The following is a 15,742-nucleotide window of genomic DNA, read 5'->3' as shown; positions in this document are numbered from 1 at the left end:
AAATCGTTGAGGCGTGCCTGGCGGGCCGGGGCTGCCTGCAGGACGCAGGCAGAGCGACGGGAGGCAGGATGCCGACTCGGAGCGGTACCCGAACAGGCCGCCGGGGTAAGCCGAATGTCCGCGAAGCGGCGATTTTGCCGGCCACGAAAGGGGGTGCAGGGGGCCTGTGCCCCCTGCGGGCGCCGGGCGCCGGGCGCAGTGGGTGAGTAAAATCAGTGTGGCTGACACGGCGCGCAATTTGCCCCGAACTAACAGATAACTGGCAGGCAGCCAGCACCGCGTAAAATTAACCCACCGCCTGCGCTAAATAATTCGGGTTGCAGCAAGGCGGCAACGAGGCAAGTTCCGGGAGCTTACACTGGTAAGTGACCGGGGCGCGCTGAGGCTGCCAACACAGCTGCAGCGCGAAGTATGACGCGCAGTGACGCGCAGGTTACCAGTCAGCATATGGCACTAAAGGCTGTGGCGGCATGTTCATATCGCCTTGCCACCCGGCCAGTGAGTAACGCGCAAAGAGCATTGCGTGGCTTGGGGTGTAATCTTTTGCTTCCTGGATGTCGATACCTAACCCCAGTGACCAGTGAGACGTCAGGCGACGCTCTATAATGGCTCGGGCGGTGTACCCGATACCGTTACTGCTACTGCCACTGATATCGTCATATTTATCTGCATAATTATCGGGGATCAGGCCGCTGATGGGGTAGCGCCGTTGCGAATTGGACTGTGAATGGGACCAGGATACTGAGCCACCCAGTTCCCAGGACCAGTTTTCGGTACGCTGGCGCCAGGTAACAGGCAGAGCAAAAGACACATATTTCTGAGGACTGTAGTAGCCGCCCTGGCCCAGGGTATATGCACTGAGGTCTTTATCGTAATGCCAGAGCATATTGGTCAGGCCCACGGTGACCCGGCGATTATCTTCATTGATAAGCTTGTAGTAGTAACCCGTCATCCAGCGTACCCGCCAGTTATCTGCCACATTTTTACCCGTGAGCTGGTCTGCGCTCAGGCTGGACCAGACACCGTTCGCTTCACCCTGGTCGTAGCTCAGGCTGACGCCGCCACCATTGGCCCGCACACCGCCCCAGGTGACGCCAGTATGTGGGTCTTTTTGCCCGGCAAACGCCAGCAAAGAGCTGGATACAGGCCGCCGGTGCGCATCCACGGTATAACCAATAACGCCCACTTTGTTGCTGTAACTCAGGCTCCCAACCACATCCACAACCGGGAAGCCCATTGGCGTCGTCCCCAGGTCCATCGCCCAGGTATCGTTACGCCAGCCCACAGCTACACTAACCCCGGTCGCAGTCTGGTTACGGCTACCACTACATGGCAGAAGGCTGTCTGCATAACTCAGGTTAGGGTCATTACTGCGGGTATCACAAGTCCCCCAGCGCGGGTCATAGTTACCATTTTCATCGGTCTGGAAACTACCAGCATCCATATGCACCATATCGGTACGGAACAGCATCCGCCCGTCAGATAACGGCGCATCCACCTGCAACATTGTGGTGTGTGCAGTCAGGTCTGAGTACCCCGGCGTACCACTGGAACCCCAATAGTCATAATCCAGCGAGACATTCACATCCTGCTGGCGATAAAGATCCGCCGCATCACTGCGTACACCACGCTTGAGCCAGTCATCACTGGCATTGTTGCGGGTCAGGCGGGTGAAGGTGTCGTTATCCTCAGGCCGGGTTGGCGTTATATCCGCCGCCACCATCGCATCACGCCAGGTATCAAGAGCCTGGCCGGGATCACCATTTTTCGCCTGAGCACGAGCGGCATCACGCAGCGCAAGGGCACTGTCTATTGAAGGCGGCAGCGCTTTCGCCTCCGGGATAATCTTTTGCCACAGTGTGCGTGCTTTTGCCGTTTCATCTGTTGCATCCAGCGCTCCGGCCAGGCGGCGTTGGGTATTTAATGATAACGGTGTAGTTTCTTTTGCTTGTTCTACAGCGGTAATTTGTTGATGTGCAGCTGTTTTGTCGCCTTCATTGATAAACAACTCCGCCAGGCCAAGGCGGGCATCCAGGTTATCCGGCTCTTGCTGAATAAGGCCTTCGTAGCGGCGTTGCGCCTCTGCTTTGTCTCCCCTGGCTGCGGCCCACTCAGCCAGAGTCAGCGAAATACGCGGTGAAGGTGTTTGCTGTTCAAGTAAGGCAACCGCCTGTTTTTCCTGGCCGTTATCCCTCAGGCGATTGGCATCGTCCATCACTTTATTGGTGTTCAGCCTGCCTGCCAGTTCATGGATATTGTCTGTCCACTGGCTACGGGGCAGCGTATCAAGATGAGCCAGTGCCGCGCTATCCTGGTTATTGGCGGACAAGTAGAGCCCCATGGCATAAACTTGTTCCGGGTCACTGGGGTGGCGGCGAGCCAGGTTGCGAAACAGCGTATCGGCTTCGTCATGCCTGCCTGCCGCATACAAGTCTTTCGCCAGGCGGTAGGTTACCCAGACACTTTCCGGGTCCATTGCCAGGCGCTGGCGATGGAGTTCTGCCGCCTGGTTCCACTGCCCCTGCTCTTCCAGAGCCTGAGCACGGTCGGCCAGTCGCTCATCGCGCAGGCTGCGCTCAATATCATCCACGCTTCGGCGTTGTGCCGCAGACAGGCTGTTAAGGAAGGCACTGGCTTTTTCTGGCGACTGGCGACGGTAGATATTCGCCAGGCCACGCACCGCGTTACTGTTGGCTCTGTCCATACGCAATGCCTGCTGATAATAGCGTTCCGCCAGGGCATCATCTTTACGGGCAACCGCGACATCGCCCAGGCCCAGCACGGCATAGCTGTCTGTGTTATCAGTATTGCGTGCCTGCTGGTATTTACGCTGAGCCAGGTCGGTGTTTTGTGCTTTGAGAGCATCATCCCCTTGCTGAATTAACAACCAGTAGCGGTTCATGGAAAGTAACCCTTTCCAGCGGTCACTATTTGGCCCATCTGGCTCCAGGCGCAGTGCCTGTTCAAAAGACTGAACGGCTCTTGCCCGGTTACCTTTTTGCGACCAGGCTTCCCCCAACGCGCCCATCACTTCGCCATCAGATTGTGGCTGAGCTGCTGCTTTCTGCAATGCGGGTAATGCTTTCGCCGCATCACCACTGTTCACCGCAGCCAGTGCATTGGCACGCTGGCGAAATGCCGGATCAGCCAGTTTTTGCTGCATATCCGCCAGTTGGCTGCGTGCTTTGTCGGCATTGTCACCGTCAGTAAAAATGGCAAGGTAACGTTGCAGCGCCTGAACGGCACTGTTTGATGGAGGAAGTGACGATATTTGGTCGTACCAAAGGCCAGATGCTTCACTGCGGCCATCCCGGGAACGGGCCATTTGTTCCAGTACTTTGAAGCCTTCTTCACGGCGGCCATTTGCGAGTAACAGTTGTGCCAGCTTGCTGCGCAGTTGGGTGCTCGGATACTGCTGATTGAGCGCGCTGAGCGCATTGATAGCCTGATTACGCTGTGCCGGGTCGCTGGAAACCACACTCCAGTATTCCACAGCCATATCACCTTGTGGTGGGTGCCCGTTAAACAGTTTTTTATAGGCCGCTATCGCTTCACTGGTTTTGCCAGCTACAGCTAATAGCCGCGCTTCCTGAAGTTGCTGGCGCCCTGCGCTGCTGGCCAGCGTCATGCTGTTTACTGCCTGGTAATACACATCTGAACCCGGAGACAACTGCGCCAGCCGGTCCAGATCTTTTTTTGCCGCCGCGCTGTCGCCCCGGCGCAATTCATAGCGCATTTTCGCGGCAACGACTTGAGGGTCGTCCGGCGCGATAAGCTCAAGGCGATAAAGTGACTGGCGAACCAGCTCATCGCGATTGGTCGCTTCGCCAATCCGTACCTGCTCCAGTAAGTGCTGTTGAGCAGATACTTCAGCCTGAGCCTGAAAGGTCAGTGCCATCCCTAAAGACAGCGCAAGAAAATTTAGTGTGAAGTTGCGCATAACCGCCCCCAAACAGGTGATAACTCACCTTGCGAAGTAAACCGGAAACGGTGCTGATCCCATCCCTGACCGAACAGCGTCAGCACATAACTGTAATAAGCATCTGCGCCTGGAAACGCGGATGCTGTCCGCTGGCGCTGTGCTTCCTGAGCATGGCCGGACAGAAATGGCAGCAGAGCTGCAGAAAAACCGACAGGCCCATTGCCCGAAGGCTTGCCTGTACGGGAGTTAATACTTTCTGGTGGTAACGCGCGCTGCTTCATGATGTCCGCGACCGGTGAAAAATGGGCCAGCAGCTTTTTTTTCCGTGGGTCTTCATCACTCATCATGCCCACCCACAAGTAAACCCGAATGGCGTTATATTCGCTGTTTTCCTTTGGTTCCCCTGCGGGTTGCCAGCCTTTATCGACCACCCAGTCAACCCAGTCCGGCGCGATACCTGCTGGTGAACTCCCCTGCAAAAAAGGCACCATGCTGGCACTCATCGAACGCCATGGCTCGCCATAACGGGCGAAGCGCTGAATCACTTGCGGTGGAAGATAGCTGGGGTTAAGCCGCCAGCGATTATCACTGGTAAAGCCATCGTTACCGGGTAATAACAGAAAACCAAAACCGGGGAGCCAGGCGACTTCATCATCCGCAATACGCCGTAACAAAGCTCTTCCCATTGCCGAAAACCGGGGTTGTTGCCAGAGGCGGCCAGCCTCAAGTAACGCCCAGGCTATCCAGAGATCGGCATCAGATGCGGCATTGCTGTCCAAAACGCCCCAACTGCCATCGTCTTTTTTTCCCCACAACCAGGCTGGCAAATGGCGCGTTAAAGCACCTGCAGAAAGGTTATTTTGTGTCCAGCCCAGTACCTGGTTAAACGTGTCGCGGTCATCAGCAACCAGTGCGAAGAAGAGCGCATAACTTTGCCCTTCAGAAGTGGTAATTTTCCGGGCATCGCTCGGGTCCACGACACGCCCGTCGGCACGAATATAATCTTGCTTAAATTGAGTCCAGGCAGGCCACTCGCAGGCCGCATAAAGCGGCCTGCAGATGAACAATACACTGGCCACCAACAACCCGAAGAATGGCCTGGTGAGCATTATTCGTTATCCGGTTCCAGGCGTTTGCGGCTCACAATGCGCAGCAACCGCCACAATACCCAACCGAGTAACAACACACTGATAGCGGCAAAGATAGCCAGCAGAATCGGGTGGTTCGACAACGCAAACCAAATGCGCTCAAACCAGGGTAAATGCCCGACATAATAGACATCGCCCACACGCAGGCTGTTTACGCCTGATTCACGAATCACGGCAACAGAGCCAAACATTGCTGCGCGTTTACCACTGTCATTGAGAGCGTTGTTGAGTAACGTGTAACCGCGCGAGCTGTCTGCCAGCATTGCAACCACACTACGCTGGCTATTAAACGGCGACTGGAACCCAATAATAGCGGCCATCGGCCCGGGTGATGAGATATCTGTTTTTACATCAGCCGCACGGTCATCTGCGTTGTAGATAAAACCATCCCGGCTATTACGCCGCGGTGTTTTCACCCAGCTTTGGGTTGCTTTGACCAACAAATCGACTTGTTTATCGTCATTGAATTTATCTGGCAAATGGCCAATCAGCAGAATATCGGCATCTGCCTTACTCAGGGTACCGGCATCATCTGTCAGGCTCACATTCACAGCAGGCAAACCGGTTTGTGCACCGACTGTTCCCAGTGCATCAAGCAACGTAGTGACCTGTTCCGGGGTGGGTTTCGTCGGAACAAACACCAACGTTTGCGAGAGATCCGCCATACGGCTGAACGGGAAGCTGGCATTAGCAAATGCCCGTAAATCCGGCATCGCAAGAAAATGGTAGTAATGAGAGAAATCGATGGTGGAATCATCATCAATCACCACACTATTACGCACTGGCTGGAAGGTAATACAGTTATCAACTGAACCACCAGGAATGGGGTTCATGTACTGGAAGTCGAAACGTAACTGGTTGGTCGCCCCCAATTTTAAAGCCGGGATAGAGACATCCTGGGAACGATCCAGCAAACCCTGAACAACAGGTAAGCGCAGCAACAACTTACCGCTCTTATCTTTTGGCTCAAAGTTAAAGGCCTGCAGGAACTGGTTATTCAGGCTGATATCCATCCGCGAGCTGTCCTGCATGGGTGGAGCGGTATAACGATATTTCAGATCCATATCGATACCGGTACTGCGCAACAGGTAAAGATCAGGCGGCAGGTTAAGATTGACCGTTACCGGGCCAGGCTCGATCCCGGTCGATTGCAGTTGCTCGTCGTAGGTTTTCAGTTCACCAAATGTGACCGGGCTGTCCGTGCGCACCCAGTTAGGCGCGTCATAAGGTTTGCGCGGTAGCAAAGGCGTTACACCGTCTACCACCACATGTTCGCCACGGAACAGCAGGTTACCTTGCGCGATAGCTTTCGCCGCCATTAACAAGTCTTTATCGTCACGGCCAAACACCACCAGCAGTTTCACATAAGGGTTATCCGGGTGGTTGACCATTTCAATTACTGGCGCATTCACTGGCGGGTGATCTTTCAGAAAATCCGGCCGGTCTTTATTGGTGGCAAACACAATTGCATTTCTGTCAGGCAACGCGTTATACAGCACCGGGAAGTTATTTCCCCGCCAGCCAGCGCGTGAACCAAACCAGCTGGCGATAATCCCGGCAGCCTGCTGCTGGTCTATGTCCGGCGCATGTGAAAATACCATTGGCAAGTTCAGCGGGCGGCTGTCCCGTGGGTCAAAGAACGGGACCGGGAAATGCGACAGATCATTCTGCACAGCCAGTTTTTGGAAAGTCAGATCAAGGTAGCTGCTTCTGGCAACATCCAGCCACAAGGTGGTATTCGCCGGGTTTTCACACACATCACGGTAATGGCCAATGAATTCAAGGCGTACCCGGTTAAAATCAGTAATAAACAACGGGTCGACAGGCACAACAGCCTGGGTCTTTTTACCAAGCTGCTCTTTAGTGATGGGCAAAACGTCCATCAGTTCATCATTCAGGTACACCTTCACCTGAGACTGAACCGGGATCAGCGACGGAGATGGGGTGTATTCAAGGTGTAACATCGCCTTGTTCACCACTTCGTCGCTACGCATACCGAATTCGACCGACCCGTCAGGGCTGACGCCACGTAACACCATGCTGCCCGGAGGCGGTGCAATACGGGCAAAATCCAGTTTAACGTCTCGCGTTGGCGCATTAACTGCAACAACTGGTGCACCGGCATGATCAACACCAGGCTCAACCACGCCCATGGTTTCCGGCTGGCCGGCATTTCCCGGTACGGCTTGTGCGCTATCTTCAATACCTGCCTGAACCTGAGCTTCACCTGGAGCCGCCAGCGCGGTGAACCCGGGTAACATCCCTATTCCGACGGCCACTGCATATAGCCACGATAGTTTTCTTTTCATCGCATTGTCATCATTGTTGAGCCAGCAGAGTCCTGACGCGCGTCCTCATTTACCGCGTCGGGGCGACGTGGAATAAACGACACAATCCAGTCAACCAGCGTAGTTACAGAACGAAATACCACCTTCATGCCTGACGGAGTAAATTCCGCCAAATGCCTGTACCCGCGAAACCCCAGTTTGAGGATATCCAGCAGGCTTTCCATTGGTTTATCTTGAGGAAAACTGTCCTGCCAGAGGGCCCAGGTATCAGCACGGGCAAATGTGCATTGAATAAAATCGATATGTTGTTGTGTTGACAGGTCACTGAGTTGTATCCCCAGTTCCTGGCCATTCACCCGCACCACTCGAGCCGGGAAGAAAAACTCCTGGTCACCGCGGTTAAGTAACAGGTTCACTTTTTGGTCTTGCAAAAATGCCGCCGTTCCTTGCAAGTGAATACCTAACCCACCACCGGAATAGTCGCGTACAGTACAGGCGAATAAGTGGCCATCATCCCGGGCGACAGCGGCCGGCATGGCAATCTCAACACGATGCGCCCGGCGGACCTGTTTACTTTCCACCGACACCGCAACAGCACCACCCAGAATAATCAGGTTGTAGAATACCCATGCGAGGCTGACTACCACGGTCAGTACCTCATGGTCAGGGCCATAGAACATGCGCCAGATCCCAACAGCCACACCCAACAGGTTAACCATCACTAACCAGAGATAAGGCCGGGTAATCACCCAGTCCACATACTCTTCTTCCACCAGCCCACCTTTGGCGGTAACGTTGAACTTCCCTTTATGCGGGTTAATCAGTGCCACCACCGTTGGCGGCGCAATATACCAGGCCAGAACGGTTTCATAGATTTCGCTCCAGAAAGAGTGGCGATATTTCCCCTGGATACGGGAGTTGGTCAGGCTGGCATGCACCATATGAGGCAGAACAAAGAGCGCAATCATCAGCGCAGGCGCGAAAATGATATAGGCATGAAATAGCAGGAAGGCCAGCGGCGCTGTCAGGAAGATTAACCTCGGGATGCCCGATAAGAAGTGCAACATGGCATTGGCATAGCATAACCGTTGTGCCAGTTTCAGGCCTTTACCAAACAACGGGTTATCCATACGGAAAATTTGGATCATCCCCCGCGCCCAGCGAATACGTTGCCCAATATGCGCGGATAAACTTTCTGTCGCCAGGCCAGCCGCCTGCGGAATACGCATATACGCGGAGGTATAACCCCGGCGGTGCAGGCGCAGTGAGGTGTGCGCATCTTCCGTTACCGTTTCAACAGCAATGCCCCCAATTTCATCCAGTGGCCCACGGCGAATCACCGCACAGGAACCACAGAAGAACGTTGCATCCCACATATCATTGCCATCCTGCACCAGCCCGTAGAACAACGTGCCTTCATTTGGCGTTTTACGGAAACGGCCCAGGTTACGTTCAAAAGGGTCCGGGGAGAAGAAGTGGTGCGGAGTCTGCATCATGGCCAGTTTCTTGTCTTTAAAGAACCAGCCGACTGTCAGTTGCAGGAAAGAACGGGTTGGCACATGGTCACAGTCAAAAATTGCCACAAAGTCGCCTTTGGCATACTTCAGCGCATTGTTGATGTTCCCTGCTTTGGCATGTTCATGTGACGTACGGGCAATGTATCTCACACCCACTTTCTGAGCAAAAGCCCGGAACGATTCCCGCCCGCCGTCATCCAGAATCCAAATATTGAGTTTATCTTTCGGCCAGTCTATGCCCAAAGCAGCGTAAATAGTGCCTTCGACTACGCTTAAGTCTTCGTTATAGGTGGGGACAAAAATATCCACCACCGGCCACTGGCTTTGATCTTCGGGTAAAGGAACCGGGTGGCGATTAAGCGGCCAGGCAATCTGGAAATACCCCATAACCAGAACTACCCAGGCATAGGTTTCGGCAAACAGCAAAATCAGGCCGAACATCAGGCTTAATGGGTCGTTCCAGTTCAGTGTTGAGGTATAACGCCACCAAATGTAACGGCAGGAGACTGTCAACGACAGCACAATCAGCATCAGTGACGGAAAGCGCCCCGGAATACGCCTTACCACTAAAGCGATACCCCAAAGCAATAATAAAAAGACAAACTGAGCCAGTGGGGTAAAGGGCTGGGTAATGCACAGAATCGACAGTGTCAAAGAAAATAGCACCACCACACCCAGCACAAGGCGGCGGATCCGTGGCGAGACATGGCATAGCTCACGGCGCTGCTGCTGGCTTTCAGCCCGGGCTTTTACTCTGCCAGGTAATGCTGTTAACCAGTCATGGTAGTCTTTACGCCAGGCCGCAGCCCGGCTCAGATATTTCTGCACAGCCAGCCCTGAAAGGTGCCCGGGCACCAACACCACTAACCAACAGCCTTGAATCAGGATACGAATAACATCCAGTGGGCCAGGTTTATCCGGGTTAACCTGAGGGAACCAAAGGCGAAAGTTGCTGCGTACCCTTTGCCAGTTGGCGTTTTCCAGTGGTAAAAAACACCAGGCCAGGCACAACCAGATACACCCAATAACCGCACTAAAAAGGGATGTGCGGTGTGCGCGATAATGGCGATACTGCGCACTCAATGCACCTGCCACAGGCGTGGTTAAGACACAGCGTAACAGGCGGCTCATCAGGCACTCCCGGCAAAATTCAGCAGGCACCAGTTTGCCAGGGTGTTTAACTCTTCGGTAATAAGTGCTTCCTGGCGGTATTCGCCCACTGGCTGCTTGGCGCCCAGGGTTTCACCCATCGCTTCATCCCGATGCAGAACCATCGGAACCAGCGCCAACTGGCTTTTGAGCCACATCTGCCAAATGTCGTCCTGTATCTGGCTGGCAACCAGTAAGTTATTCACCAAAATATGTGAGCCACTGGGAACCGCCTGCTGGTGCAGGCGAACATGGCAATTCATTTCCGGGTTAACAACGACCAGGTGGTGATTAACGCGCGCAGTCAGCGCTTCAGTGAAAGGTGTCTCTGAGGCGGGTAAATCCAGCAAAATCCAGCGCCATGCATTCTGGCTTACCAGACTGTCAATCATTTGCCCGGCAGCCTGTGCATAGCCGGGTTGTGCGGCCAGTTGTTGTTGCTCTTCACGAGACAACTGCCCGAACGGCAATATATCCAGATGCGAAGTGTAACGCCAGGCGGTTTCTGCCCATTCGCTTTTATCCAGTAACGCGCGAGCCCAACCACCCGGGCGGGTGAATTCAACATTGAAAAACAGGCGCAGCATATTGTCTGGTGAACAATCAATCACCAGAACAGATTCTTCAAGTTGTTGTAGCGCCCAGGCAAGCCCTGTTGTCACAGAAGTTGTCCCCACGCCGCCACGCAATCCTTGTAAGCCAATAATGGCCATCAAACACTCCCGGTTTGTTTCGCTAATTCCGCAAGCAAAGGCCAGCGTTTGATTGCTGCCGCTAAACGTTCCATTTGGGAAATATCGGCATAATCGAATTCAGGTAATGAAAAAGTCTTACATAATGACTGAATATCATTTTGAAACGCATTAACCTGGTACTTTTCTTTTGCCTCACGACTTTGTTCGTCTGGACACATTTTTTGTATTCCCCGACTGAATTCTCTGGAAAACGCGTAAGATAATGACCACAGAGACACATTGAATTACAATGCTAAATCTGATGCCGTTTATTTTCAATGTTAGGTTTATTTTCAGGCCTGCGCTAGTACACTACTGAAAGTAGCCACTTCGATTCAAGAGAGACGCCATGGAATCACTATTTTCATTTGGCATACATGCACTTTGGGATGAGTTGCAACAAATGACCACGGGTGGAATCTGGTGGGTAAATACTGACCAGGCTGAAGATGCGCAACTTCTTGCCAACAGCACCCTTGCAGCACAGAGTAATCAAGCTCTTGCGGCGGTTATCACTATGGGTGAAAACGCATCGTCGGGTATTGAATTAGATCAACTTCACGGTCCTGAAAAAATCCAGTTATTCAGCATGCCGGTAAATAAGAATAGTCTATACTCTTTGTCTTCCGACCTGCTTTGCTCAGTCATTCCTGATAATTACTTATTCATTTTCCTTGCAAAGGAAGGGTTCTGGCGGAGTATTTCTGGCGATGCCATTAAACAATGGCTGGCCAATATGAAGCGTTGGGTCAAAACGAATAACTGTGCACTGCTTATCATTAATCCGGACAATAATTCAGATAAAGCCACCTCGTTACTCTCTAATCAACATCAAAGCCTTTCCGGAATTGCGTCAGTTCGCCAGGAACAAGGAGAATATATTCTTGATGTCACTTTCTGGCTAAACAAGATGGGTGTCAGCGCCCGGCAACGTATTGCGTTGAATAAAGGTGAAAAGGCCTGGTCAGTAAAAATTACCGAGAAACATGAGCCTCAACTACGTAGCGATGAACGGCAAATTCTGAGCCATAGTGCAGTTCTGGAAGGTGCCCCTATATTATCTGAATACTGGTCACTGTTTGCTGACAACGAAGCTGTATTCACTGAGGCCCGCCAGCACCACGCCGCCACGGCTATCTTTGCTCTGGAAAACAACCAGCAAATTGACCACCTGGCAAGCTGTATTCATACGCTGCGCAAACAACGCGGAAGTGTGATAAAGCTCATTGTCCGGGAAACCCGCCCGGGTTTGCGTGCCACCGATGAGCGCCTGTTAATGGCCTGTGGCGCAAATATTATTGTGCCTTATAACGCGCCTCTGTCGCGCTGTCTGAACATGATAGAAAGTGTTCAGGGGCAGTTTTTTACCCGTGACGTGCCCGACGATATTTCATTACTGACTGCGAGCCTGCGCCCACTCAACCTGCGTGGTTTCCAGCCATGGGATAAATTCTGCGACGCCGTAAAATCAGCATTGAATAACCCCATGGCACCCAAAGACAGTAAAGGTGTACTGGTCGCCCTGCGCCCGGTGCCGGGGTTGCGGGTTGAGCAACTACTGACACTGTGCAAGACAAACCGTATGGGCGATTTTGTGACACTGGGCAACAACCGGCTGATGCTGTTTTTATCGTATTGCCGTATCAATGATCTGGAAATTGCCCTGCGCCATATTTTCCCGTTACCCGTGGGCGATATTATCTCCAACCGTGTGGTTTGGTTCGAAGATAACGACATTGCCGCAGAACTGACACAAATGCGCACTATCCCGGAAACCGACTGGCAGTCACCGATTTCACCTCAGGACAATACACCTTCGCCAGTCAACGCCGAGCACTCTGGCCGCGTGTGGCGGCGGGTCCCTGTGCCACTCGCCCTGTTACAGCCCGGCGCGGAGGGCCAGAACCCATGATGAGTCTTGCCGATATTTTTCAATTAATTGTGCTGTGCGCCATCATTTTTCTGCCGCTGGGCTACAGTGCCAGGCGCTGGTTACCTGTTCTTCATTTACGCGTGCGCCAAATTTTAGGCAAACCGCGTTACGTAAAACCTGTTGGGGTTTTACGCCGTAATGCACCTGTCAGGGCAGACAAACATGACAAATAAAACACCATCGTCCTCTTTTTCATCTTACTGGAAAGCCTGGCGCGGGCCGGGAGTATGGAACTTCTATTTTTTAGTTAAATTTGGCCTGCTGTGGGCGGGTTACCTGAATTTCCATGAGCTAAAAAACCTGGCATTTCTTGTTTTTTTATTGCTGCCCATAACATCTGACCGCCTGCACCGCATCCGCCAGTGGGTAGCCATTCCCATTGGGTTTGGTTTGTTCTGGCACGACACCTGGCTACCTGGCCCGGAAAGCATCCTTAGCCAGGGTTCACAAGTCGCGGGGTTCAGCGCTGATTACATTCTGGACCTGGTAACGCGCTTTATTAACTGGGATATGGTTGGTGCAGTTTTCGTGCTCTTTGTAGGCTGGCTTTTCCTCTCGCAGTGGATTCGTGTCACCGTGTTTGTGGTGCTGGCAATGGTGTGGCTGAATGTTCTGAACATTGCCGGCCCGGCTATTTCTCTGTTACCGGCAACCGCCGCGAATACCGCCACAGCACCTGCTGCTGGTTCAGCCAGCGCGCCAGCTTCGGGAGCGCCTGTGTTAAGTGGCGATATTCCGGTACAAACAGCCCCTGCAAACTCTGCCAATATTAACGACTGGCTCAACACGTTTTATAGCAGTGAAGCAAAACGTAAAACGCCTTTCCCGGAGTCTTTGCCTGAAGGTTCGGAGCCTTTCCAGGTGTTGGTTATCAATATTTGTTCACTGGCGTGGACCGATATTGAAGAGACAGGGCTTGCTTCTCATCCGCTGTGGTCGCATTTCGATATTCTGTTTAAGAACTTTAATTCAGCTACTTCATACAGTGGTCCGGCAGCGATTCGCCTGTTGCGGGCCAGTTGCGGGCAGAGTTCCCACAAGAATCTGTACCAACCGGCAGGTGAACAATGCTACCTGTTTGATAACCTGGCGAAACTGGGTTTCCCGATGCACCTGATGCTTGACCACAATGGTCAATTTGGCGATTTCCTGAAAGAAGTTCAGGAAAATGGCGGGGTTTCTGTTCCATTGATGGACCAAAGCAAACTGCCGGTCAACCTGCTTTCTTTTGATAATTCGCCCATTTACGATGACACGGCCGTGCTGGAACGCTGGATGAATACCGTTCCAGGCAATGAGCGCAACGCGACCTTCTTTAACCTGCTGCCATTGCATGACGGAAACCATTACCCTGGCAACAGCAAAACCGCAGACTATAAGCTCCGTGCCCAGAAACTGTTTGATGAACTGGATGCGTTTCTCACCCAGCTGGAGAAATCAAACCGCCGGGTAATGGTTGTTGTTGTGCCTGAGCATGGCGCAGCGCTTAAAGGCGATAAAATGCAGGTGTCCGGCCTGCGTGATATTCCCAGCCCGTCTATCACTCATGTTCCGGTAGGCGTGAAATTTATTGGTATGAAGGACCCACATCAGGGTGCGCCAATTGAAATCAACAGCCCCAGTAGCTATCTGGCTATATCCGAACTGGTCGTGCGCTCGTTAGGTGGCAAAAACTTTGTTGCCGACCATGTGGACTGGAATGCACTGACCAGTGGTTTGCCACAAACTGCGCCGGTATCTGAAAACGCGAATGCGGTTGTGGTTGAGTACCAGAATAAGCCATGGGTCAGGTTGAATAGTGGGGATTGGGTGCCTTATCCGCAGTAAGTGATGAAGGTTCCGTTCACTTGCAGTGTGGTTGTTTCCGTTCACCTGAAGTGATGCGCTCAATGTGGCTTCACAGCCAGTGAACGGGCGAAAGGGGGCTCGCCCCCTTTGCAATCCCCGTTTTCGCGGGCGACCGGTGCAGTGTAGTACGCTCACCGGGTGTGGTTATTTCTGTTCACTTTGCATAGCGTCATGTGTAGTTGTTTCCGTTCACTTGAAGTGATGGGGCTAATGTGGCTTCACAGCCTGTGAACGGGCTAAGGGGGCTTGCCCCCTTTGCAATCCCCGTTTTCGCTGGCGACCGGTGCTGCGCACTGCGTTCACCTCCGGGCAGTCAGCCTGCGGCCGGCTCGACTCGGCATCCATGCCTCGCTTCGCCTTATTCCGCCGTCCGGGCGGAATAACCTTGTCTTCCTTTCTGCGGTTCACCGGTCTTACGCGAACAGGCCTCGCTGCAGGTAGCGGGGTTTTTTGTATTGTGTGGTGTGGCTGGGGGATTTGTGCCTGGTATGTCTTTGTGTGTTTTTTGCTGTGAGCATACAAACGGGTGTGGGGTGTGGCCTCTAAATCGTTGAGGCGTGCCTGGCGGGCCGGGGCTGCCTGCAGGACGCAGGCAGAGCGACGGGAGGCAGGAAGCCGACTCGGAGCGGTACCCGAACAGGCCGCCGGGGTAAGCCGAATGTCCGCGAAGCGGCGATTTTGCCGGCCACGAAAGGGGGTGCAGGGGGCCAGTGCCCCCTGCGGGCGCCGGGCGCAGGGGGTGAGTAAAAGCAGTGTTGCTGACACGGCGCGCAACTGGCTCTGCGCTGGCAGATTACTGTTACTGCGGTGACAGTTGTGTTCACTTTTTACTGTGTCAGTGTGGTGAAAATTCCGTTCACTTGCAGTGTGGTTGCTTCCGTTCACCTGAAGTGATGCGCTCAATGTGGCTTCACAGCCAGTGAACGGGCTAAGGGGGCTCGCCCCCTTTGCAATCCCCGTTTTCGCGGGCGACCGGTGCTGCGCACTGCGTTCACCTCCTGGCAGTCAGCCTGCGGCCGGCTCGACTCGGCATCCCTGCCTCGGTTCGCCTTATTCCGCCGTCCGGGCGGAATAACCTTGTCTTCCTTTCTGCGGTTCACCGGTCTTACGCGAACAGGCCTCGCTGCAAGTAGCGGGGTTTTTTGTGTTGTGCTGAGTGGCTGTAAATCCTGTGCCTGGTATGTCTTTTTGATGTTTTTTGCT

General features: G+C 53.3%; 9 protein-coding genes. 3 read left to right on the top strand and 6 right to left on the bottom strand.

What is annotated here, in order from left to right; genetic code table 11:
• Window positions 1-433: 433 nt before the first annotated feature.
• From bcsC to bcsR, 6 genes are read right to left on the bottom strand one after another with little or no spacing between them, the layout of a single operon-like run.
• Window positions 434-3,940: a cellulose synthase complex outer membrane protein BcsC gene (gene bcsC, locus DT73_RS08770; protein WP_036107162.1), complete on the bottom strand. Its 3,507-nt coding sequence runs from the start codon at window positions 3,938-3,940 to the stop codon at window positions 434-436.
• Complete coding sequence (bcsZ, locus tag DT73_RS08765; RefSeq protein WP_051691315.1) at window positions 3,922-5,031, bottom strand: cellulose synthase complex periplasmic endoglucanase BcsZ; 1,110 nt, start codon at window positions 5,029-5,031, stop codon at window positions 3,922-3,924. Before bcsZ ends, bcsC begins: the two co-directional genes overlap by 19 nt.
• The gene (bcsB, locus tag DT73_RS08760) at window positions 5,031-7,331 is read right to left on the bottom strand and encodes a cellulose biosynthesis cyclic di-GMP-binding regulatory protein BcsB (protein ID WP_369792588.1); all 2,301 of its coding nucleotides are present in this window, start codon (window positions 7,329-7,331) and stop codon (window positions 5,031-5,033) included. Before bcsB ends, bcsZ begins: the two co-directional genes overlap by 1 nt.
• A gap of 44 nt (window positions 7,332-7,375) precedes the next feature.
• Window positions 7,376-10,006: a UDP-forming cellulose synthase catalytic subunit gene (gene bcsA / locus DT73_RS08755; protein ID WP_036107157.1), complete on the bottom strand. Its 2,631-nt coding sequence runs from the start codon at window positions 10,004-10,006 to the stop codon at window positions 7,376-7,378.
• Window positions 10,006-10,737, bottom strand: a complete 732-nt coding sequence (gene bcsQ / locus DT73_RS08750; protein ID WP_036107155.1) for a cellulose biosynthesis protein BcsQ — start codon at window positions 10,735-10,737, stop codon at window positions 10,006-10,008. The genes bcsA and bcsQ overlap by 1 nt, the downstream gene beginning before the upstream one ends.
• Window positions 10,737-10,937 (bottom strand): cellulose biosynthesis protein BcsR, encoded by a 201-nt coding sequence (bcsR, locus tag DT73_RS08745; RefSeq protein ID WP_036107152.1) that lies wholly within the window; start codon window positions 10,935-10,937, stop codon window positions 10,737-10,739. The genes bcsQ and bcsR overlap by 1 nt, the downstream gene beginning before the upstream one ends.
• 170 nt (window positions 10,938-11,107) lie before the next feature.
• Here bcsR and bcsE point away from each other — a divergent pair, with 170 nt between their 5' ends.
• The 3 genes from bcsE to bcsG are packed head-to-tail and all read left to right on the top strand — an operon-like array spanning window position 11,108 to window position 14,518.
• The gene (gene bcsE, locus DT73_RS08740) at window positions 11,108-12,670 is read left to right on the top strand and encodes a cellulose biosynthesis protein BcsE (RefSeq protein ID WP_036107151.1); all 1,563 of its coding nucleotides are present in this window, start codon (window positions 11,108-11,110) and stop codon (window positions 12,668-12,670) included.
• Entirely contained in the window at window positions 12,667-12,864 is a 198-nt protein-coding gene (gene bcsF / locus DT73_RS08735; RefSeq protein ID WP_036107149.1) for a cellulose biosynthesis protein BcsF, read from the top strand. The genes bcsE and bcsF overlap by 4 nt, the downstream gene beginning before the upstream one ends.
• On the top strand, window positions 12,854-14,518 hold the full coding sequence (gene bcsG, locus DT73_RS08730; protein ID WP_036107146.1) for a cellulose biosynthesis protein BcsG: 1,665 nt from the start codon (window positions 12,854-12,856) through the stop codon (window positions 14,516-14,518). The genes bcsF and bcsG overlap by 11 nt, the downstream gene beginning before the upstream one ends.
• Window positions 14,519-15,742 lie beyond the last annotated feature (1,224 nt).

This window comes from Mangrovibacter sp. MFB070 (genome assembly GCF_000705335.1).
Taxonomy (GTDB): Bacteria; Pseudomonadota; Gammaproteobacteria; order Enterobacterales; family Enterobacteriaceae; genus Mangrovibacter; species Mangrovibacter plantisponsor.
Note: the sequence above shows the minus strand (reverse complement) of the source record. Positions and strands in the feature narration are given on the sequence as shown.